Genomic DNA, 18556 nt, shown 5'->3' on the forward strand with positions numbered 1-18556 from the left:
GTGGTGTTGGGGCAGAGCTTCTTGCGGTCCGGAAACGGCGTCAAGAGCCTCGACGAATTTTCGAAAAGACTGTGTAACCTCGGCTTCACCGTGAAGGGCGGCCCGCGGGGGCCCGGAAACAGGGCCTGATCTGCGGAGCCGGTGGGGGTTGGGGTGGCGGGATCGGGCCTGACGACGGGAACCGGTTGCCGACGCTAGCCGACCGCTTGCCAACCGCTCGTCGACCGCTTTCATCGGACTCCGCGCGCACCCGGCCCCTGCCACACCCCGGGAAAGCCGGGAAAGCCGGGAAACCGATTTCGGTCACTAAGCCCCAGGGCACCGCACACCGCACAGGTCATCGCCCATGGACCTCGAAAGTCTGCTCGACGACCTGGTGATTGACCGGCCATCCCGGCAGATCTACGGTAGAAGGCGCTTTCAGAAAATGTTTCCGCTGAGTGTCTCAGGAGAGCCATGCCCAGCCCGCTCCCACCGAGGGCCGTGTTCGCGATGGATCCGGTACACCTCCCCCTGCTCTTCCCGGCGCCGCTGATGACCCGGCTGAGGCAGACGTCCGAGCTCGACCCGGCGCTCGTCGTACGGGACTTCACCGACCCGGCGGCGGCCGAGGTCCTCGCCCGGACCGAGGTGCTGATCACCGGCTGGGGCTGCCCCCGCCTCGACGCGGACGTCCTCACCGTCGCACCCAAGCTCCGTGCGGTGCTGCACGCCGCCGGGTCGGTCCGCTCACTGATCGGCGACGCGCTGTGGAAGGCCGGGGTCGCCGTCTCCAGCGCCGTGACCGGCAACGCGCTGCCGGTCGCCGAGTACACGCTGGCCATGATCCTGCTCGCCGGGAAGGACACCTTCACCCACCGGGAGCGGTTCCGCACCACGCACACCTACCCGACCCACTCGGAGACCGCCGCCACCGGCAACGTCGGTCGCCGGATCGGCGTCATCGGCGCCTCGCGGGTCGGCCGACGACTGCTGGAGCTGCTGCGGCCGTTCGACTTCACGGTGCTGCTGCACGACCCGTACGTCAGCGCCACCGAGGCCGCCCGACTCGGGGCCGAACTGCTGTCGCTGGAGGACCTGCTGCGGCACAGCGACATCGTCAGCCTGCACGCGCCGGACATCCCCGAGACGTACCGGATGCTCGACGGGGACCGGCTCGGGCTGATCCGGGACGGAGGCGTGCTGATCAACACGTCGCGGGGGGCGTTGATCGATCCCGAGGCACTGTCGGACGAGCTTGTCTCCGGACGGCTGTACGCGGTGCTCGACGTGACCGAGCCGGAGCCGTTGCCTGCGGGGTCGCCGCTGTATCACCTGCCCAACGTGTTTCTTACGCCTCATATCGCGGGGTCGTTGGGGAACGAGCTGGAGCGGCTGGGGCGGATTGTGGTGGAGGAGTTGGAGCGGGTGGCCGGGGGCGGGGGGCTGGTGCATGAGGTGCGGTTGGCCGATCTGGCCCGGGTGGCGTGAGGGAGCGGTGCACACACCGGCCGACCTCGCTCCGGCCCTGCGACACCCCCACCGGATCACGCACCACCCCCATGCACACTCCTGCGGTCCCAGCGCTCGCCCCTCAACGCCGGGCACGCACCGTGGCCCGGAGAACCCATGGGATACGGTTTCCACGAGGCAGGCGCGACGGTGAAGGAGCCGCAAGGGTGAGTCAGCGCAAGGCGTCCGGTGACGCCGGTCGGGCCACCATCCGGGACGTGGCGGAGCGCGCGGGTGTCTCCGTCGCCAGCGTCTCGCGCGTACTGTCCGGCAACTACCCGGTCTCGGAGGAGCTGCGGCGCCGGGTGATGAAGGTCGTCGGAGACCTGGACTACGTCACCAACGCCCACGCCCGCTCCCTGGCCGGCGGCGGTACGCCCACCGTGGCCATCCTCATCAACAACATCACCGGCGCCGCGTTCGCCCATGTGGCGAAGGGTGTGGAAGGCGCCGCCACCCTGCGGGGATGGCTCTCGCTGGTGGGGACGACCGGTGACGATCCCGAGCGGGAACTCGCCCTGGTCAATCTCATGCGCCAGCAGGGTGTCGCCGCCGTGGTGCTGCTGGGCGGTGCCTACGACTACGACGAGTACCAGCTGCGCATGGCCCGGTTCGCCCGTTCCCTCGACGCGGCCGGATCCCATCTGGTGCTGGTGGGCAGACCTCCGCTGGAGGGCGACGTGCCGGCGACGACGGTCGACTACGACAACGAGGGCGGCGCCTACGCCATGGCGAGCCATCTGCTGTCGGCCGGCCACCGGCGGGTTCTCGTGCTGCCGGGGCACGCCGAACTCACCACCGCACAGGGGCGCTTGAGAGGTGCGCAGCGCGCCTTCGAGGCGTACGGGGTGCCTTTCGAGGCGGGACTGGTGCGGCACGGACCGTACGACTACGAGCACGGGTACGAGGCCGTCGAGGCAGCCCTGGAGGAGAAGCCCGACTTCACCGCGGTGCTCGCGGGGACGGACGTCGTCGCCGCGGGAGCCATGCAGGCCCTGCGCGCGGCGGGGCTGCGGGTGCCCGAGGACGTGTCGATCGTCGGCTACGACGACATTCCGCTCGCCTCCCAGCTCACCCCCCAACTCACCACCGTGCACGTGCCGTACGAGGAGATGGGCCGGGTCGCGCTGCGTGCCGTGGCCGACCGGCGCGAGGGCGCGGCGGGGCGCCGCAGGGGCAGCGACGGCGACCATCTGGTGCTGGGCACCCATGTCGTCGTACGCAACTCCGTACGGCCGCCTCGCCCGCGGGACTGAGCCGCGGGGCGGTGCCCGCGTGGGCGCCGCCGAGATACGTCTTGGCGTGCGTTACGTAATCGGTTTCCTCAAGTTTTTCGCCTCCGCCCCGGGCCGGTCGGCGCCTCGTCGCCGGTCCGCCCCGTTCCGAGCCGGTCCCCTTGTGACCTGCGGGTATGCCTGGCTCGCCGCCGTCAGCCGCCGCGCTCTCGGCGATAACTTCAGCGTCTCCCCGCCGTAACAAATTGCCGCGCACCTCTTGCTATGACCAGAACCGTCGGCCTACCGTCCCTGCAACCGCTTACTACAGCTTCTGCTTGGCCGACCCCCCGCAACCGCGAGCCGACGGTTTCCGGCCGCCGTTCCCGGCCGGCACCACCGAGCCGCCGTCCTCTCGTTCTGAGAACGCCCAATTCCGAAGGATCACGGTCAGATGAACTTCACCAGCCCCCGGAGAAGGTTCGCCTCCGCCGCCGTCGCGGGAATCGCCCTGACAGGTCTGCTCGCCGCATGTGGCGGGAACGACTCCTCGGACTCCGACTCCAAGGCCTCCGGCCCGGTCACCCTCGACTTCTGGGGCTGGGCCAACGGGCAGGAGGCCGTCGTCAAGGCGTTCAACGCCTCGCACAAGGACGTCCAGCTCAAGTACACGAAGGTCACCGACCAGCTGACCATGCAGAAGCAGCTGACCAACGCGGTCAAGGCGGGCAACCCGCCGTGTCTGCTGCAGAACACCGGTGAGTACGTGACCAGTTGGGTCTCGCAGGGTGCGCTCGCCGACATCACCCAGTACGTCGAGGCGGACAAGGACAAGTTCAACGCGGGCTCGTGGGCGACCGGGCAGGTGCAGGGGAAGGTGTACGGGGTCCCGACCGCCTCGGCGCCCGCCTTCACCATCTACCGCACCGACCTCTTCGAGAAGTACGGGCTCAAGGCCCCGGCGACGTGGGACGACTTCATCGCCGCGGGCAAGGAGCTGAAGAAGCACGACATCAAGATCACCAACTATGCCGGTGAGGACCCGAGCACCCTGGAGGTGCTGGCCATGCAGGCCGGGGCGCACTGGTACAGCATCGACGGCGATTCGTGGGTGGTGAACTTCCAGGACGCGGGCACCCTCAAGGCCGCGAAGGTGATCCAGGAGATCATCGACAATGATCTGAACTCCAAGCTGTCCTTCGCCGATTACGCCGCCGTGCAGCGCAACTACGACAACGGCGGCACCGCTACCCGGCAGATCTCCACCTGGCAGATGTCCGGCATGGTGCAGAACTTCACGAAGTCGTTCGGTGACTGGGCGCTGTCCCCCTGGCCGACCTTCAAGGGTGAGGCCGCGAAGACTCCGGCCGGGACCAACCAGAGCGGCAATCTGACGCTGGTGACCGAGGACTGCGCGAACAAGGAGCAGGCCGCCGAGGCCGCGCTGTGGATGTCGACGGACACGGGTGCCGTGAAGACCATGGCGAGTCCGGAGACCGGCAGCGGTGTGATGCCGGCGCTGTCCGACAGTGACGCGTATGTCTCCGAGGCGATCTCCGACAAGCTGCTCGGGAAGAACTACGAGCCGGCGAAGAAGGTCGTGACCGACAGCCTGGGCACCGTCACCACGGACTGGACCTTCGGGCCCAACTGGACCGCGATGTTCACCGAGATGCAGGACGAGTGGGCCGCGGTCGTCAGCAAGAAGCAGAAGGTCACCGATCTCCTGGCGCACATGCAGGAGTGGACGGTCAATGACCTGAAGCAGCGCGGCATCAGCGTCAAGGGCTGAGGCGGCGGACTCGATGATTCGCTCGCAGCGCTGGAAGGGTGCCGCCTTCACGGTGCCCTTCCAGCTCGGCTTCGTCTTCCTGTATCTGCTCCCGATCGGTTACGCGGTCTACCAGTCGCTGTTTCTGCAGAAGCAGTCCGGGCTCGGGCTCGGCGGTGCGACCACGGAGTTCGTCGGGCTGGAGAACTACCAGAACGGGCTCACCGACTCGGCGTTCATGACGTCCATCCTGAGGGTGGTGCTGTTCGCCTGTGTGCAGATCCCGTTCATGCTCCTCGTCAGCCTGGTTCTGGCGTTGTTCCTGGACGCGGTCAGCGCCAAGGTGGCCGGGCGGTTCCGGATTCTGCTGCTGGTGCCGTACATGATCCCCGGCGTCGTCGCCGCCCTGGTGTGGATCAACCTGTACAGCCCCGAGGTGGGGCCGCTGACCCCGCTCGGCGAACTCTTCGGGTTCGACTGGAACTTCTTCTCGCCCTCGATGGTGTGGCCGGCCATCGGCAATCTGCTGACCTGGCACGGCATCGGCTACAACATGGTGATCATCTACGCGGCTCTGCAGGGCGTGCCGCGCGAGTTGTTCGAGGCCGCTCGGCTGGACGGCGCCTCCGAGCTGCGGATCGCGCTGAGCATCAAGATCCCGTTCGTGCGCGGGGCGCTCGTCCTGACGGCGCTGCTGTCGATCATCCAGATGCTGCAGATCTTCAACGAGCCCGCGCTGTTCCGGAACATCACCCCGCAGACCGTCAGCGACAGCTTCACCCCGATCATGATCATCTACAACCAGGCGTTCAACGCCGGCAACTACCACTACGCCGCGGCCCTTTCGGTGCTGCTCGCCCTGATCCTCGGCGTCGCGTCCTTCCTCTTCTACCGGCTGACCTCGAGGGAGGCGGACTGATGGCGCTGACCGCCAACCGCAAGGAAAACGGCACGGACACCGTTGCTGCGCCGGCCGGCGGGGGTGGCGTCCGTCGGCGCACCCGGCCCGATCCGGCCGCGCGCTCCCGTGGTGGGCAGCGCTTCCTGCTGCTCGGTCTCGTCCTGGCCAGTGTCTACAGCCTGTTTCCGGTGTACTGGCTGATCATCGCGGCGACCAAGGACCGGGTGGGGCTGTACCAGAGCAACGGGCTGTGGTTCTCGGGCTGGCATCTCTGGGACAACCTGCAGCAGGTGTTCACCTACGAGGACGGCATCTTTCTGCGCTGGACCGCCAACTCGTTCCTCTACGCCGGTGTCGGCTCGCTCGGCGGCACGCTCATCGCCCTCGCCACGGGCTATGGCCTCGCGCGCTTCGACTTCCCCGGCCGGGGTGTGGTGTTCGCGACCGTGGTGGGGTCCTTCCTGATCCCGATCGCGCTGCTCACCCTGCCGCTGTACCTGCTCTTCTCGGCGATCGGCATGGTCGACACCCCGTGGGCGATGCTGATCCCGTGTCTGATCAACCCGTTCAGTGTCTATCTGGCCAAGGTGTACACCGAGGCCACGATCCCGTTCGAGCTGCTGGAGGCGGCCCGCATCGACGGCGCCGGTGAGCTGCGGATCTTCTTCAGCATCGTGCTGCGGATGATGACGACGGGCGGTGCGACGGTCTTCCTGCTCGCCTTCGTCAACACCTGGAACGCGTTCTTCCTGCCACTGACCGTGCTGCGGGGCGAGGAGAACTGGACGCTCAACCTGGGTCTGTACAACTGGTCGGGCAAGCGCCTGGAGTCGGGCATCGACGTGACCAGCCTCGTCCTGACGGGTGCGCTGCTGTCCATCGTCCCGATGGCGATCATGATGGTCGCGATGCGGCGCTACTGGCGGTCCGGCGTGACGTTGGGGGCCCTGAAGTGACCCTGCTGCGCAATCCCGTCCTCCGCGGTTTCGCGCCCGACCCCTCGCTGGTCCGGGTCGGCGACTGGTACTACGTGGCCACGAGTTCGTTCGAATGGTTTCCCACCATCCCGATCCATCGCTCCCGTGACCTGGCCCGATGGGAGTACGCGGGGCACGTCCGGGGCGCGGTCCCCGGCGACTCACTGGCCGGGGTGCCCGACTCCGGTGGCGTCTGGGCTCCGTCGCTGAGCTGGGACGGCGAGCGGTTCTGGGTGGTCTACTCGGTGGTGCGCTCGGTGGGCACGCCGTACTTCGACGTGGACACCTACGTCAGTACGGCCGTGGAGGTGGGCGGCAAGTGGACGGCGCCGCGTCGCCTTCCGAGCCATGGGTTCGACCCCGCGCTCTTCCATGACGAGGAGCGGCTGTGGCTGCTCAACCTGCAGAACGACCATCGCCCCGGCGGCCGCCGGTTCGCCGGGATCATGCTGACCGAACTGGACCGGGAGAGCCTCGGTCCGGTCGGGGACACGCACTTGCTGCTCCAGCACGAACGGCTCATCGAGGGCCCGAAGCTGGTGCGCCGGGACGGCTGGTACCACCTGGTCCTGGCGGAAGGGGGCACCGGTTTCGAGCACGGCGTACGGACGGCACGCAGCCGCGCCGTCACCGGCCCGTACGAACTCGACGAGCGCCCGCTGCTGACGTCCCGGGACGATCCGTCGCTGCCGTTGCAGAAGGCCGGTCATGGCGAGCTGGTCCAGATGCCCGACGGCGACTGGGTGTTGAGCCACCTGACGGCCCGCCCGCTCCAGACACCGGACGGTCCGCGCTGCACACTCGGACGGGAGACGGCGATCCAGGCGGTGACCTGGGACAAGGCGGGATGGCCGCGGCTGCGGCACGGGGACTGGCATCCGGCGGTCGAGGTCGACGTACCGACACCGTCCGCGGAGCCTGAGCACCAGCACCAGCCCCAGCCCCAGCCCCAACTGGGCGATCCCGACGAGCCGTTGGGCTGGCCCTGGAGCACCCCGCGCGGATACGCCGATCCCAGCTGGGCCGACACCACCGCCCGCCCCGACTGGATCCGGCTGACCGGCCGGCACGGTCCCGAGTCGCGGTGGGCGCACAGTCTGCTCGCCCAACGGATCACCGAGCACCGCGCGGAGGCCGAGGTCACGGTGGAGGCGGGGCCGCACACGTTCACGCAGGCCGCCGGGCTGGTCCTGCGGTACAACACGGAGGCGTATCTGAGCCTGGACCTCACCTGGGCGGAGCCCGAGGGCGAGGGGCAGCAAGGGCAGCAGTGGCGCGGGGGCGGTCGTACGGTGCTCAGTCTCGTGGAGCGGGAGGAGTTCGGTACCCGGCAAGCGGCGGTCGTGGAGGTGGACGCGAGCGGGCCGCTGACCCTGGGCGTGACGGTCGACGACGGACGGGCCCGGTTCTGGTACGTCCGCCAGGGTGTGCGCACGCCGGTCGGGCCGCCGTTGGACTTCACCAAGCTGTCCGACGACTACGGCTCCAAGCTGCGCTTCACCGGGGCGATGGCGGGCATCCACGCCGTGGATCTCGTCGACGCCGCGTTCACGGCCGACTTCACGGGGTTCCGCCTCACCTGCTGGTAGCCCCGACCCTGTTCGAGGTTTCGAAAGCCGGACTCCGCACGGGCCTTGCGAACTCCAGCCTCTTCCCGACTCATCGCGGTGAACCTAGGGTAGGAAGCGCTTACTGTTTCCGCGCTGGTCGAAAACTTTCATGGCCCTCGGGCGGGCCGGAGAGGTGGTTCCCGATGGTCCGTACGGGCAGTGCGAGCGTGGCGGCCGGACCGACCCTGGCGGTCGTGGCCCGCGAGGCCGGAGTGTCCGTGCCGACCGCGTCCAAGGTGGTCAACGGCCGGGAGGACGTGGCCCCCGAGACCCGCCGTCGGGTCACCGAGGCGCTGGACCGGCTCGGCTATGTCCGCAGACCCCGCTTCGACGCGGCGAAGACGCCGGGCCTGGTCGACCTCGTCGTGCACTCGCTGGACACCTCCTGGTCGGGTGCGGTGCTGCACGGGGTGGAGGCGGCGGCCCACGACGCGGGGCTGGAGGTCGTGGTGTCCGCCGGGCTGACCCGCAATCGGGGCGCCCGTCCGGAGCGCGGCTGGCTGGACAAGCTCATCGCGCGCGGCTCGTCCGGGGTGCTGTTCAATCTGGCCGAGCTGACGGCGTCGCAGTACGCGTGGCTGGAGCAGCACCGCATCCCCTTCGTGATGATCGACCCGGTGCTGGAGCCGCCGCCCGGTGTGGTGTCGGTGGGCGCGGCGAACTGGCACGGCGGGGTGACGGCGACCGAGCACCTCCTGGCGCTCGGCCACGAACGCATCGCCGTCATCGCCGGGCACCACCGCAAGATGTGCAGCAACGCCCGGGTGGCCGGCTACCGCTCCGCGCTCGCTTCGGCCGGGATACGCCACCGTCCCGAGTACATACGGCACGCGGGCTTCGACGAGAGCGTCGCCCACCGCCGCATGCTGGACCTCCTCGACCTGCCGGAGCCGCCGACGGCCGTCTTCGTCTGCTCGGACCGGATGGCCCTCGGGGTCTACCAGGCGCTGGCGGAGAGGGGGTTGAGCGTGCCGGCCGACATGAGCGTGGTGGGCTTCGACGACCTGCCGGAGGCCCGCTGGATCAGCCCGTCCCTCACCACGGTCCGTCAGCCGCTGTCGGAGATGGCGGCGACGGCGCTGCGGCTGCTGGTGCGGATGATGGAAGGGGACCGGCCGGAGAGTACGCGCACGGAGTTGTCGACGCGGTTGGTGAAGCGCAGCAGTACGGCGGTGCCGCGCGAGGGGTCGTCCGGTTGAGTTGCCGCCCCCTTCGTTCAGCCACGCGCACGGGCGAGCAGCGCGGCGTGCGGCAAGGTGAGGACGCCGTCCTCGTCGGCGAACTCCTCGCTGAAGAGGTCGAAGTGGCGCTTGATCTCGGCGCGGATCCGCGGGGTCTGGCTCTGCACCGTATGACCGCCGAACGCCACCCCGGCCGCAGGGCCGCTCCACCACTCCTCGGCGCCGGCCCGGTGGTCCCAGCGCAGGGTCTCGCAGGCCGCCTCGCGCAGGCCTGCCGACTCCATCAGGGCGGTGAGGCCGCTCTCGTCACGGGGGAAGTCGTCCTCGGGGGCCAGTCCGGCGGCGAGGTGCGGGGGACGTACGGCACCGGCGGCCTGGATCGCGCGGCCGAGCAGTGTCTGTCCCGGGGCCGGCGGCGCCGCCCAGATCGTCAGGGCGATCCAGCCGTCCGGCCTGACGACACGGCGTAGTTCGGCGAGGGCGAGCTTGGGCCGACCGACGTGGTTCAGCACGAAGTTGGCCACGACGGCGTCGAACTCCCCGTCAGGGAAGGGGAGTTCGGGAAGGGAGGCGATCCGCACCTCGGCTTCCGGCGCGGCTCGCAGGGCCAGCTCCACCATGGTCGGCTCCGCGTCCACGGCCGTCACCCGCGCACCCCGGTCACAGGCCTCGGCGGCGACGGTCCCGGGCCCGGTACCCACGTCCAACAGCCGTACGCCCGGGCCGACTTCGGCGGCGTCGAGCAACCGCGCCACGGGATGGGCACACAGCCTGGCGTAGCTTCCGGCATAGGCGGTCCCCCGGCCCGCCCACACCAGCCGTTCACTCTCGTCGAAGCTCGTCATCGTCAACGGTGCTCCCCCGACCTCGGTCAAGATCAACGTGTGGGGTCCATCTTCCCGGACGCGGCCCGGACGAGGCCGTCCAGCCATGCCTGGTGGCCGTTGAGCATCGGGTTCGGGCGCTCCTTCGCGAGGGCGGCGGCGGGTCGGCCGATCTGGGTCTCCTGGGTCAGGACGCGGACGCGGCCACCGGGCAGGTCCTCCACCAGCCATGCGTGCAGAACGTCGAGCCGTTCCTCGGGGGTGCCGTCCTGCTTCGCGGTCCAGGACAGGCGGCCGGGGACGCCGTCGGCCGGCTCCTGGAACTCGACGACGTGCGCGTCCAGGGGCGGGAAGCCGAAGGTGCCGAAGCTGAAGTCGACGTCCGTCCTGAGCTCGGGGCCGCCGCCCTGGGGGAAGGAGATGTCGGCGACGTTGTCGTAGGACGTCTCCCAGGTCGAGGTGTCGACGAGGTGGTGCCACACCTGGGCGGCGGTCGGGCCCTGGACGATCACCTCGTTGGAGACGAAGTTGTCGCCGGTGCCGGGCAACCGCTCGGGTTCGTTCACCGCGGCGGCCCCGCTACTCGGACTGTCCCAGCCGACCGTCACCGCGCAGATCCGCACGCTGGAGCAGCAGACCGGGCGGGAGCTGTCCACGCGGCTCCCGCGTGGCGTGGAGCCCACCCCGTTCGCCCACGAACTGGCCGCCCAGGTGTCGGCCCCGCTCGACACGCTGGCCGCCGTCGAGGGCGGTGGCACGCTGCCCGGCCAGGCCGCCCCCGTCCATCTCGCCGGCCCCTCCGAGCTGCTCTGCACCCGGGTACTGCCCGCGCTCGCCCCGCTCGTCACTGCGGGTACGCGACTGCGTGTCGCGACCGGCCTGACCGAACCGCTCCTTGAGGACCTGCGCGCGGGTCGGCACGACCTGCTGATCGCCACCCGCCGCCCCAGGGGCCGCGCCCTGCCCTCCGTACCACTCGCGGACGAGGAGTACATGCTGGTCGCGGCGGAGCGGTGGACGCCGCACACCGGCAGCGCGGCGGGACCCGACGACCTGTGCGCCCACCTGAAGGACGTCCCGCTCGTCACCTATGCCGAGGACCTGCCCATCGTGCGCCGCTACTGGCGGCTCGTCTTCGGCAAGCAGCTCACCGCGCAGGCCGCCGTCACCGTGCCCAACCTGTACGCCGTCGTCTCCGCGGTCGCCGCGGGCGCCGGGTACAGCGTCCTGCCCCGCTCCCTGTGCGAGGACCACCTCGCCGCGGGCACCCTGACCCTCCTCCACGAACCGGAGGAGGCCCCGCTCAACACCCTGTTCCTCGTCCAACGCCCCGGCGCCGACGCCAACCCCGACGTGGACCGCGTCCGCGACACCCTCCGCCGGGTCGCGCTCGCCTGGTAGGAGCCCGATTCCGAACGCCGCACCGGCATCCAAACGTTGGCCCGACAGAGTGGTCGCCGCACCAATCGCCCTGTATGCCCTGATAGTGATCGTTTTGACTGCTAGCTTCGCGAGCTGTCGGAGGGGTCCCGGGGGCTGCGAGCCGCGGCGGGACCATTGTCAAGAGCTGAGGCGAGGGTGACGGGTATGAGCGAAGTGCCGGACAGGCCGGCGGTGTCTCCGTTCAGGCGCAGGAGTTTCCTGGCGTCGGCCGCTCTGGCGACCGGGGCGCCCGCTGTGGCCGCCGGTCCCGCGCAGGCCACCGCGCTGCCGGAGAGCGTGGCGCCGGCCGCGTCGGAGGTCGGGTCCGTGGCGCGGCTGATGGCCGTCGCCGAGAGCGGTCGCGGCGTCGAGTGGATCAGGTCGTCCCTTCAGGTCGCCGTGGGACTCGAACTCGCCACGATCCCGCCGTACTTGTGCGGCTGGTGGTCCGTCAAGAATCGCCGCAGCGAGGTCGCGCGGATGATCCGGCGCATCGTCGGCGACGAGATGTACCACCTGAGCATCGTCTGCAACCTGCTCGTGGGTGTGGGCGGAAGACCGCAGATCAAAGCTGCCGCGCCAATCTTCCCCGGCCCGCTGCCCGGCGGCTTGCGGGCCGGAGTGAACGTCTACCTGTCGGGCCTCAGCAAGGCCTACGTCCGCGATGTGATGATGGCGATCGAGGCTCCCGAGGACCCCCTCACCCGCAGCGCGACCTCACCCACCGTCGGCGAGTTCTACGCCGCGATGCTGAAGGCGTTCAAGGACGTGCGGCCGGAGCTGTCGGTGCGGGGGCAGGTGTCGGAGTACGTCGGCGGCGACAACCTGCGGCCGATCGAGAACCTCGACCACGTCGAGCGCGCCATCGAGATCATCAGGGAGCAGGGCGAGGGCACCTCCAGCTCCCCGGCCGACCCCAACGAGGACGACGAGCGGGCGCACTACTACGCCTTCGGCGAGATCTACCACGGCCGGGAGCTGCGCGAGACCGAAGACGGCTGGCGGTACGTCGGCGGGCCCGTGCCGTTCCCCGCCGTGCACCCCATGGCCCCGGTCCCGGCCGGCGGCTGGCCCACCCCCCAGGCCGACCATGTCCGCGGGCTGCTGCACCGCTTCGACGCGACCTACAGCACCGTGCTGGACACCCTCGACTCGGCCTGGTCCGGCGGCGGCCACCGCGCGCTGAACGCGGCCGAGCACGCCATGCGCGGTCTGGAGCGGCCCGCCGTGGAACTGATGGAGACCCCGCTCCCCCACGCCCCGGGCCACACCTACGGCCCCCAGTTCCGCGCCCTCCCCAGGCCGCCACGCACCTCCTGACACCGCATCGACGACAGGGCCGCTCCGTCGAGCGGCCCTGCTGTCGTGTCTAGCCCAGTCCCGCCGACCAGTTGATCCCGCCCAGCAGATGCGCGCGGAAGTCCGGGTCGTCGTATGCCTCGGCGGCGTGGCCGAGGGCCGTGTAGAAGACACGGCCGGATCCCTGCGCGCGGCACCACACCAGCGGGTGGTCCTCGCCCATGCCGCCACCGTCGTACGACGACTCGTCGGCGCGCGCCAACACCCGTACCGCTCCTCGGGGGTTGCTGCGGAAGTCGTACCACTCGTCGACGAAGTCCCATACGGCGGGCAGATGCCGGGTCGCCGGATGGTCACGGTCCTCGACGACCGCCTTGCCGGGCTGGTACTCGGGGTGCCGGTCGAACCACGCGCCCAGCAGTTCGCCGTAGTACGGCCAGTCGTACTCGGTACAGGCCGCCGCGTGCACGCCGACGAAACCGCCGCCCGACTCGACGTACGCGGAGAGCCGCTCGCGCCCGGCGGGGGTGAGCACCTGGCCGCTGGTGGAGAGGAACACGACCGCCGCGTAACCCTCCAGGGGCTTTTCGAGGGCATGCGGATCCTCGGTGTGGTCCACCTCGAAGTCGCCGATGGTGCGTACGGCTTCGACGCCGGCCGGGATGGATTCGTGCCGGTAGGCGGTGGTGCGGGTGTAGACGAGGAGTCGTGCGGACATGCCGTCGAGCCTAGGTGAGCCGGGGTCGGGGACCCACTCCTCCCGGTGATCCGAAAGTTTCGGATCACCGGGAGAGGAGCCGCCCAACAGCCCGCGTTGCTGGGTCGGTTCACCCTCACGCGCATCCCCGCCCCCGCGACAATGCGTGCATGACACATGACTGGCAGCAACAGATCCACGCACTCCACGAGGAGCTGATCCGCCGCGACGACCCCGCCGCCTGGGTGCGGGAGGCCGACGCGGTGGACGCCTCGCTGCTCTATCCCGGGTTCGCCCTGCGTGGGCCGGTGTTCGGGGTCGCCGTGCAGGAACCGGCGGTGGGGCCGGAGTGGCGGGTGCTCAAGCCGGTCGTGAACGGGATGCCGCAGATGTGCCGGGACTCGCTCAACACCTATCTGTGGTTCCGTGCGAAGGACGACACCGACGATCCGGCCGTACGGCGTGAACTGCTCGCCGCCGTGCGCGTGTTGGAACGGGAGTCGGTCAACGAGGTCGAGGCGTGCGGGGTGCGCTACCGGATCGTGCGCGGGGACGAGATCTCGCGCTGCGACGGCAACGACCGGCTGGAGCCGCCCCGCCCCACCGACCCGGAGCCCGCCGAACGCACCTGGGAGCGGCGCGCCGCCCACACCCCCTCCCCCGACCTGGGCCTCGTCCTCGACCCGGCCCCCAAGGACGACGGCCCGATGGCGGGCGCCTTGCGGGCGGGGCTGCGCGGCTTCGCCTACCGGGGTGTGCGCTTCCCCGCCGATGTGCGCCGGGACTCGGAGGGGGCGGTGTACTCGCATCCGCAGATCGTGCTCCTGCCCGTCTGTTTCAGCGTGGTCGAGCGCGAACGCACCGGCTGGGAACCGGCGTTGGCCCTCCAGGCCACTCCGCACGACGCCCGGCGTGTGCTCTATGACGCGATGGGCGAGATGTGGCCCCTGCTGTACCAGTTCGACGACGAGAAGAAGGCCGTGTACGAGAAGGCGGCCGAGGAGTTCCGGGCGCTCGAACGCGCCGACGAGGCCCACGTCGCGGGGCGGACGTTCCGGGTCTGCCGTGTCGAGCGTGTGCTCCGTATGGGCCCCGACGGTCCGGAGACCCCGCGCCCCTCGGACGTCGACGAGTACGGCCCGATGAGGATCCACCCGACGCTGCTGGACGACGGCACCGTCATCCACGACGAGTGACCCCGATGCGCCACGTGACCCCGATGCGACGAGTGCTCCCGCCCCCTCCTCCTCTCCCTCCTCCTGGCGCACAGGTGTTCCATTTCGCGGGCCGATCTGGCTAGCCTCGGCTCCGATGAACGCCATTCCCGCGCTCCTGGACCATCTCGTCCTCGCGACCCCCGACCTGGCCGCCACGGTCGCCGACTTCGCCCGGCGCACGGGCGTGACCCCGGCCCCGGGCGGAACCCACGTCGGGCTCGGCACCCGCAACCACCTGGTATCCCTGGGCGGCATCAGCTACCTGGAGATCATCGGCCCTGATCCCGACCAGTCCGCGCCCGGGCAGCCCCGCCCCTTCGACGTCGACGGGGTCACCGCCCCGCGCACGGTCACCTGGGCGATCAGCCCGCCGGACCTGGACGCGGCGATCGAGAACGCCCGGGCCCAGGGCTACGACCCCGGCTCCGCGCAGGCGATGAGCCGCCGCAGACCCGACGGCACCCTGCTGGAGTGGCGGCTCACCGACGGCGACGACGCGCACCCCTCCGGCCTCGTCCCGTTCCTCATCGACTGGGGCACCTCACTCCACCCCACCGCCTCGGACCTGCCCACCACACCCCTGCTCTCCCTCTCCGCGAGCGCCCCCGACCCGGACGAGATCCGGCCCCTGCTGGCGGCCCTCGGTACGACCCTCGATCTCACGACGGGCCCGGTGGGGATGACGTTCACCGTGGACACGCCGCGGGGCCCGGTGACGTTCCACTGAGCGGGCGGACACTCGGCTGAGGCGGCAGCCCTGGGACGTCCGATTCCTTCAAGACCTGCCGCTCGCCGGCTGCCTACGGTGGCCGCATGACTCCACGTTTCGACGCCATCGGCCTCGTCGTCTCCGACATGGCCGCCTCTGTCACCTTCTACCGCCGCCTCGGCTTCGCCTTCCCCGAAGGCGCCGAGAACGAGCCGCACACCGAGGCCGAACTGCCCGGCGGGCTGCGGCTGATGCTCGACACGGAGGAGACCGTACGGTCCTTCCTCCCGGAGTGGCGGCCGCCCACGGGTGGCGGCCGGCACTCACTGGCCCTGCGCTGCGCGGACCCGGCGGAGGTCGACGCGGTGTACGAGGAACTGGTCGCCGCCGGCCACCACGGCGAACTCAAGCCGTGGGACGCCTTCTGGGGCCAGCGCTACGCCACCGTCCACGACCCGGACGGCAACGGCGTCGACCTGTTCGCCCCGCTAGCCGCCCCGCCGACCGAGTAGCTCGCCCAGCGGCATGCCCGCCAACTCCTTGACGTCCCGCGCCAGATGAGCCTGATCGGCGAACCCGGCCCGCACGGCCGTGTCCACGAAAGGCACCCCGTCCCGCGCCAGGGCGAGGGCTCGCTGCAGCCGCAGGATCCGGGCCAACGCCTTGGGACCGTAGCCGAAGGCGGTCAGGCAGCGGCGATGCAACTGGCGTGCCCCGAGGCCGAGTTCATCGGCTGTGGCGGCGACGCCGCGCCCCGAGTCGAGCGCGTCGACGACCCGTCGTAGCAGCGGATCGGGAGGCTCCCCGTCAGCGGCACACTCCAGCGCCACGTCTTCGAGCGCGCTCACGGGGTCGGCGGCGCCCTCGATCCGACCACGCAGCCGCCGTACCTCCGAGGCAGGCCACAGATCGGCGAGATCGACCCGCCGGTCAAGTACCTCGGACGCCGGCACGCCCAGAAACCCGGACCCGGTCCCCGGATAGAAACGGACACCTGCCCAAGCAGTCGGCTCACCGCCGGTGACGTACGCGCGCGTGTCAGGCCCGGCGACGAGCAGCCGCCCCTCGTTCCAGAGCAGATCCATGCACCCGTCGGGAAGGACCCTTCCGACGCCAGGCGCACCAGGGGTGTTCGTCCACACCACGGCACCAGGCAGCCGCGACACCCGCTCCGCGTACATACAGGCGAGGCTACGCTGCAACACCCTCAGGGGCGCGGGGAACTGCGCGAGCAACCACAGACATCCCGCAGCCCGCAGCCAACACGCACCCCCACGGCGAACCCCGCCCTACGCCACAACCACCCGCGCCCGATGCTCCTGCGGACTCACCCCGTACACCCGCTTGAACGCACTGGACAACGCAAACGCGCTCCCGTAACCAACCCTCCGCGCAATGGACTCCAACGTGTCCTCGGTATCGCGGAGCGCGTCCGCCGCCAACGCCAACCGCCACCCCGTCAGATACGTCATCGGCGGCTCCCCCACCAGCTCAGTGAACCGCCGCCCCAGCGCGGCCCGCGACACCCCCGCCTTCGCGGCCAGCGAGGCGACCGTCCAGGGATGCCCGGGATCGTCCTGGACCAGCCGCAGGACCCGCCCGACGACCGGGTCCGCCAGTGCCCGGTACCAGGCCGGCGCCTCCGCCTCCGGACGGGAGAACCAGGCCCTGAGCGCGGCGATGACCAGCAGATCGAGCAGCCGGTCCAGAACGACCTCCTGGCCGGGCTCGTCGCGGACGATCTCCTCCATGAGGTAGGGCGTGAGCGGGCAGTTCCACACGTCGGCCGTGAGCGCCAGCAGCGGCGGCAACGCGTTCAGCAGCCGCCCGCTGATCTCCCCCTCCCACAGATACGTGCCGATCAGCATCACCGCCGAGCCGTCCAGCCGGTCCCCCCAGGTGCGCACGCCCAGGTCCATGGAGCCGTTGAGGGAGCGTCCGTCGGGGTAACGGCATTCGGCGCCCGGCAGGATCAGGGCCTGGGGGGCGGTACCGGGATCGTCGGCGCAGGTGTAGGGGTCCGGGCCGCGGGCGATGGCGAGATCGCCGGGGCGCAGCAGGATCCTCCCCCGGCCTTCGGCCGGGGGGACCCCCATCTCGCTTCGCTCGCCCTGGTCGGGGATCACCCAGGCGTCGCCGCGGACCATGACCATGACGGTGAGCGGAGCCCGGTCCTCGATGCGGACGGACCACGGCGGCTCGAAACACGCGCGGATCATGAAGGCGCCACGCGCGCGTGGACCCTCCAGCAGACCTGCAAGGGCATCCATGTCGCCAGCGTAGACGTCCGCACATGGGAATGAGCCGTTCAACGATGGGCTGTTGGGGCGCGCGACCGTTGACTGGAGGCATGACGGAGAACGCAGCCGACAAGGCGAACAAGCAGCGGATGACGGTAGTGGTGACCGGTGCCTCGGGGCGTACGGGAAGCCGGGTGGCGGAAGCGGCACGCGCGGCGGGGTTCACGGTGCGGGCCGCGTCCCGGACGCAGGGCTTCGACTGGGAGGACCCGACGACCTGGGCGGAGACGCTGCGGGACGCGGACGCGGCGTACCTGATGTACCCGTCCGACGTCGGCTCGCCGGCGGCGGCCGAGGGCATCGGGGCGCTTGCCCGGGAGGCGGTCGGGCTCGGCGTACGGCGGCTGGTGCTGCTGTCGGCGCGCGGCGAGGACCAGGCGCTGCCGACCGAGGAGGCGCTGAAGTCGTCCGGCGCGGACTGGACGGTCGTACGGGCCACGTGGTTCGCGCAGAACTTCAGTGAGGGGCCGCTGGTGGAGGGCATGGTCCAGGGGGAGCTGATCTTCCCGGCGGGCGAGGTGAAGGAGCCGTTCGTCGACGTGCGGGACATCGCGGACGTGGTGGCGGCCGTGCTGACGTCCGGGGACCGCCATGTGGGCCGGACACTGGAGCTGACCGGGCCGCGGCTGCTGTCCTGGCGGGAGGCGGTCGCAGAGATCTCCGCGGCGACGGGCGGCACGATCACGTACACGCCGGTCCCGACCCGGGCGTACGGCGAGGCCCTGGCCGGCTTCGGGGTGCCGCCGGAGGAGGTGGAGCTCCTGGTCGAGGTCTTCGAGACCCTCATGGACGGCCGCAACGCCCACGTCACGGACGATGTCCGCGCGGTGCTCGGCCGTGCGCCGCGCGACTTCGGTGACTTCGCGCGGGAGGCAGCGGCAGCGGGCGCGTGGAAGGCGTGAGCGACGGTCGTCGGACCTGAGCACGACCGGAACCCACCCGC

18 protein-coding genes are annotated in these 18556 nt (G+C 70.6%); 13 read left to right on the forward strand and 5 right to left on the reverse strand.

The genetic code is table 11. The annotated features are described in order from the left end of the window. The first annotated feature begins 456 nt into the window (after positions 1 to 456). The 7 genes from BLU79_RS38245 to BLU79_RS38275 all read left to right on the forward strand — a co-directional run bounded on the left by BLU79_RS38245 (position 457) and on the right by BLU79_RS38275 (position 9163). Positions 457 to 1470 carry a hydroxyacid dehydrogenase gene (locus tag BLU79_RS38245; RefSeq protein ID WP_177001336.1) on the forward strand — a complete coding sequence of 338 codons (1014 nt, stop codon included), beginning with the start codon at positions 457 to 459 and terminating at the stop codon, positions 1468 to 1470. 188 nt (positions 1471 to 1658) lie between these two features. Next, positions 1659 to 2747 (forward strand): LacI family DNA-binding transcriptional regulator, encoded by a 1089-nt coding sequence (locus BLU79_RS38250; protein ID WP_093910620.1) that lies wholly within the window; start codon positions 1659 to 1661, stop codon positions 2745 to 2747. A gap of 412 nt (positions 2748 to 3159) precedes the next feature. Then, positions 3160 to 4497, forward strand: a complete 1338-nt coding sequence (locus BLU79_RS38255; RefSeq protein WP_093910621.1) for an ABC transporter substrate-binding protein — start codon at positions 3160 to 3162, stop codon at positions 4495 to 4497. A gap of 13 nt (positions 4498 to 4510) precedes the next feature. After that, positions 4511 to 5395: a carbohydrate ABC transporter permease gene (locus BLU79_RS38260; RefSeq protein WP_093910622.1), complete on the forward strand. Its 885-nt coding sequence runs from the start codon at positions 4511 to 4513 to the stop codon at positions 5393 to 5395. Next, the gene (locus tag BLU79_RS38265) at positions 5395 to 6333 is read left to right on the forward strand and encodes a carbohydrate ABC transporter permease (RefSeq protein ID WP_093910623.1); all 939 of its coding nucleotides are present in this window, start codon (positions 5395 to 5397) and stop codon (positions 6331 to 6333) included. Before BLU79_RS38260 ends, BLU79_RS38265 begins: the two co-directional genes overlap by 1 nt. After that, positions 6330 to 7943 (forward strand): glycoside hydrolase family 43 protein, encoded by a 1614-nt coding sequence (locus BLU79_RS38270; protein WP_093910624.1) that lies wholly within the window; start codon positions 6330 to 6332, stop codon positions 7941 to 7943. The genes BLU79_RS38265 and BLU79_RS38270 overlap by 4 nt, the downstream gene beginning before the upstream one ends. Positions 7944 to 8107: 164 nt before the next feature. After that, positions 8108 to 9163 carry a LacI family DNA-binding transcriptional regulator gene (locus BLU79_RS38275; protein ID WP_093910625.1) on the forward strand — a complete coding sequence of 352 codons (1056 nt, stop codon included), beginning with the start codon at positions 8108 to 8110 and terminating at the stop codon, positions 9161 to 9163. A gap of 17 nt (positions 9164 to 9180) precedes the next feature. Here the strand turns inward: BLU79_RS38275 and BLU79_RS38280 are convergent, their stop codons facing one another. Both BLU79_RS38280 and BLU79_RS38285 read right to left on the reverse strand, forming a co-directional pair. Beyond that, positions 9181 to 9990, reverse strand: a complete 810-nt coding sequence (locus BLU79_RS38280; protein WP_093910626.1) for a class I SAM-dependent methyltransferase — start codon at positions 9988 to 9990, stop codon at positions 9181 to 9183. Between the two features lie 32 nt (positions 9991 to 10022). Next, positions 10023 to 10535, reverse strand: coding sequence for an SRPBCC family protein (locus tag BLU79_RS38285; protein ID WP_093910738.1), 513 nt, complete (start codon positions 10533 to 10535; stop codon positions 10023 to 10025). Here BLU79_RS38285 and BLU79_RS38290 point away from each other — a divergent pair. Next, on the forward strand, positions 10507 to 11370 hold the full coding sequence (locus BLU79_RS38290; RefSeq protein WP_256333624.1) for a LysR family transcriptional regulator: 864 nt from the start codon (positions 10507 to 10509) through the stop codon (positions 11368 to 11370). The two genes, BLU79_RS38285 and BLU79_RS38290, sit on opposite strands and share 29 nt — an antisense overlap. 186 nt (positions 11371 to 11556) lie before the next feature. Then, positions 11557 to 12711, forward strand: a complete 1155-nt coding sequence (locus BLU79_RS38295; protein ID WP_093910628.1) for a ferritin-like domain-containing protein — start codon at positions 11557 to 11559, stop codon at positions 12709 to 12711. 49 nt (positions 12712 to 12760) lie between these two features. On the opposite strand, the gene BLU79_RS38300 is transcribed toward BLU79_RS38295, so the two are convergent. Beyond that, positions 12761 to 13408, reverse strand: coding sequence for a ThuA domain-containing protein (locus BLU79_RS38300; protein WP_093910629.1), 648 nt, complete (start codon positions 13406 to 13408; stop codon positions 12761 to 12763). A 149-nt stretch (positions 13409 to 13557) separates the two neighbouring features. On the opposite strand from BLU79_RS38300, the gene BLU79_RS38305 reads away from it, so the two are divergent. The 3 genes from BLU79_RS38305 to BLU79_RS38315 all read left to right on the forward strand — a co-directional run bounded on the left by BLU79_RS38305 (position 13558) and on the right by BLU79_RS38315 (position 15825). Next, positions 13558 to 14583: a DUF5954 family protein gene (locus tag BLU79_RS38305; protein ID WP_093910630.1), complete on the forward strand. Its 1026-nt coding sequence runs from the start codon at positions 13558 to 13560 to the stop codon at positions 14581 to 14583. Between the two features lie 115 nt (positions 14584 to 14698). Further along, on the forward strand, positions 14699 to 15331 hold the full coding sequence (locus tag BLU79_RS38310; protein ID WP_093910631.1) for a VOC family protein: 633 nt from the start codon (positions 14699 to 14701) through the stop codon (positions 15329 to 15331). 86 nt (positions 15332 to 15417) lie between these two features. Then, a complete protein-coding gene (locus BLU79_RS38315; RefSeq protein ID WP_093910632.1) occupies positions 15418 to 15825 on the forward strand; it encodes a VOC family protein in 408 nt (135 codons plus the stop codon). Here BLU79_RS38315 and BLU79_RS38320 read toward each other — a convergent pair. Together BLU79_RS38320 and BLU79_RS38325 are read right to left on the reverse strand one after the other, a co-directional pair. Continuing rightward, positions 15802 to 16494, reverse strand: coding sequence for a helix-turn-helix transcriptional regulator (locus BLU79_RS38320; RefSeq protein WP_093910739.1), 693 nt, complete (start codon positions 16492 to 16494; stop codon positions 15802 to 15804). The genes BLU79_RS38315 and BLU79_RS38320 overlap by 24 nt on opposite strands. A 108-nt stretch (positions 16495 to 16602) precedes the next feature. Then, entirely contained in the window at positions 16603 to 17583 is a 981-nt protein-coding gene (locus BLU79_RS38325; protein ID WP_093910633.1) for an AraC family transcriptional regulator, read from the reverse strand. 80 nt (positions 17584 to 17663) lie between these two features. On the opposite strand from BLU79_RS38325, the gene BLU79_RS38330 reads away from it, so the two are divergent. After that, positions 17664 to 18515, forward strand: coding sequence for an NmrA family NAD(P)-binding protein (locus BLU79_RS38330; RefSeq protein ID WP_093910634.1), 852 nt, complete (start codon positions 17664 to 17666; stop codon positions 18513 to 18515). Positions 18516 to 18556: the final 41 nt, after the last annotated feature.

The organism is Streptomyces sp. cf386 (genome assembly GCF_900103585.1).
Classification (GTDB): Bacteria; Actinomycetota; Actinomycetes; order Streptomycetales; family Streptomycetaceae; genus Streptomyces.

What these genes read in the sequence shown, in the direction of transcription:
- BLU79_RS38280 (WP_093910626.1), bottom strand. Translation starts at nt 9,990, where the DNA reads ATGACGAGCTTCGACGAGAGTGAACGGCTGGTGTGGGCGGGCCGGGGG.
- BLU79_RS38245 (WP_177001336.1), top strand. Translation starts at nt 457, where the DNA reads ATGCCCAGCCCGCTCCCACCGAGGGCCGTGTTCGCGATGGATCCGGTA.
- BLU79_RS38275 (WP_093910625.1), top strand. Translation starts at nt 8,108, where the DNA reads ATGGTCCGTACGGGCAGTGCGAGCGTGGCGGCCGGACCGACCCTGGCG.
- BLU79_RS38255 (WP_093910621.1), top strand. Translation starts at nt 3,160, where the DNA reads ATGAACTTCACCAGCCCCCGGAGAAGGTTCGCCTCCGCCGCCGTCGCG.
- BLU79_RS38300 (WP_093910629.1), bottom strand. Translation starts at nt 13,408, where the DNA reads ATGTCCGCACGACTCCTCGTCTACACCCGCACCACCGCCTACCGGCAC.
- BLU79_RS38305 (WP_093910630.1), top strand. Translation starts at nt 13,558, where the DNA reads ATGACACATGACTGGCAGCAACAGATCCACGCACTCCACGAGGAGCTG.
- BLU79_RS38260 (WP_093910622.1), top strand. Translation starts at nt 4,511, where the DNA reads ATGATTCGCTCGCAGCGCTGGAAGGGTGCCGCCTTCACGGTGCCCTTC.
- BLU79_RS38320 (WP_093910739.1), bottom strand. Translation starts at nt 16,494, where the DNA reads ATGTACGCGGAGCGGGTGTCGCGGCTGCCTGGTGCCGTGGTGTGGACG.
- BLU79_RS38295 (WP_093910628.1), top strand. Translation starts at nt 11,557, where the DNA reads ATGAGCGAAGTGCCGGACAGGCCGGCGGTGTCTCCGTTCAGGCGCAGG.
- BLU79_RS38330 (WP_093910634.1), top strand. Translation starts at nt 17,664, where the DNA reads ATGACGGAGAACGCAGCCGACAAGGCGAACAAGCAGCGGATGACGGTA.
- BLU79_RS38315 (WP_093910632.1), top strand. Translation starts at nt 15,418, where the DNA reads ATGACTCCACGTTTCGACGCCATCGGCCTCGTCGTCTCCGACATGGCC.
- BLU79_RS38325 (WP_093910633.1), bottom strand. Translation starts at nt 17,583, where the DNA reads ATGGATGCCCTTGCAGGTCTGCTGGAGGGTCCACGCGCGCGTGGCGCC.
- BLU79_RS38310 (WP_093910631.1), top strand. Translation starts at nt 14,699, where the DNA reads ATGAACGCCATTCCCGCGCTCCTGGACCATCTCGTCCTCGCGACCCCC.
- BLU79_RS38265 (WP_093910623.1), top strand. Translation starts at nt 5,395, where the DNA reads ATGGCGCTGACCGCCAACCGCAAGGAAAACGGCACGGACACCGTTGCT.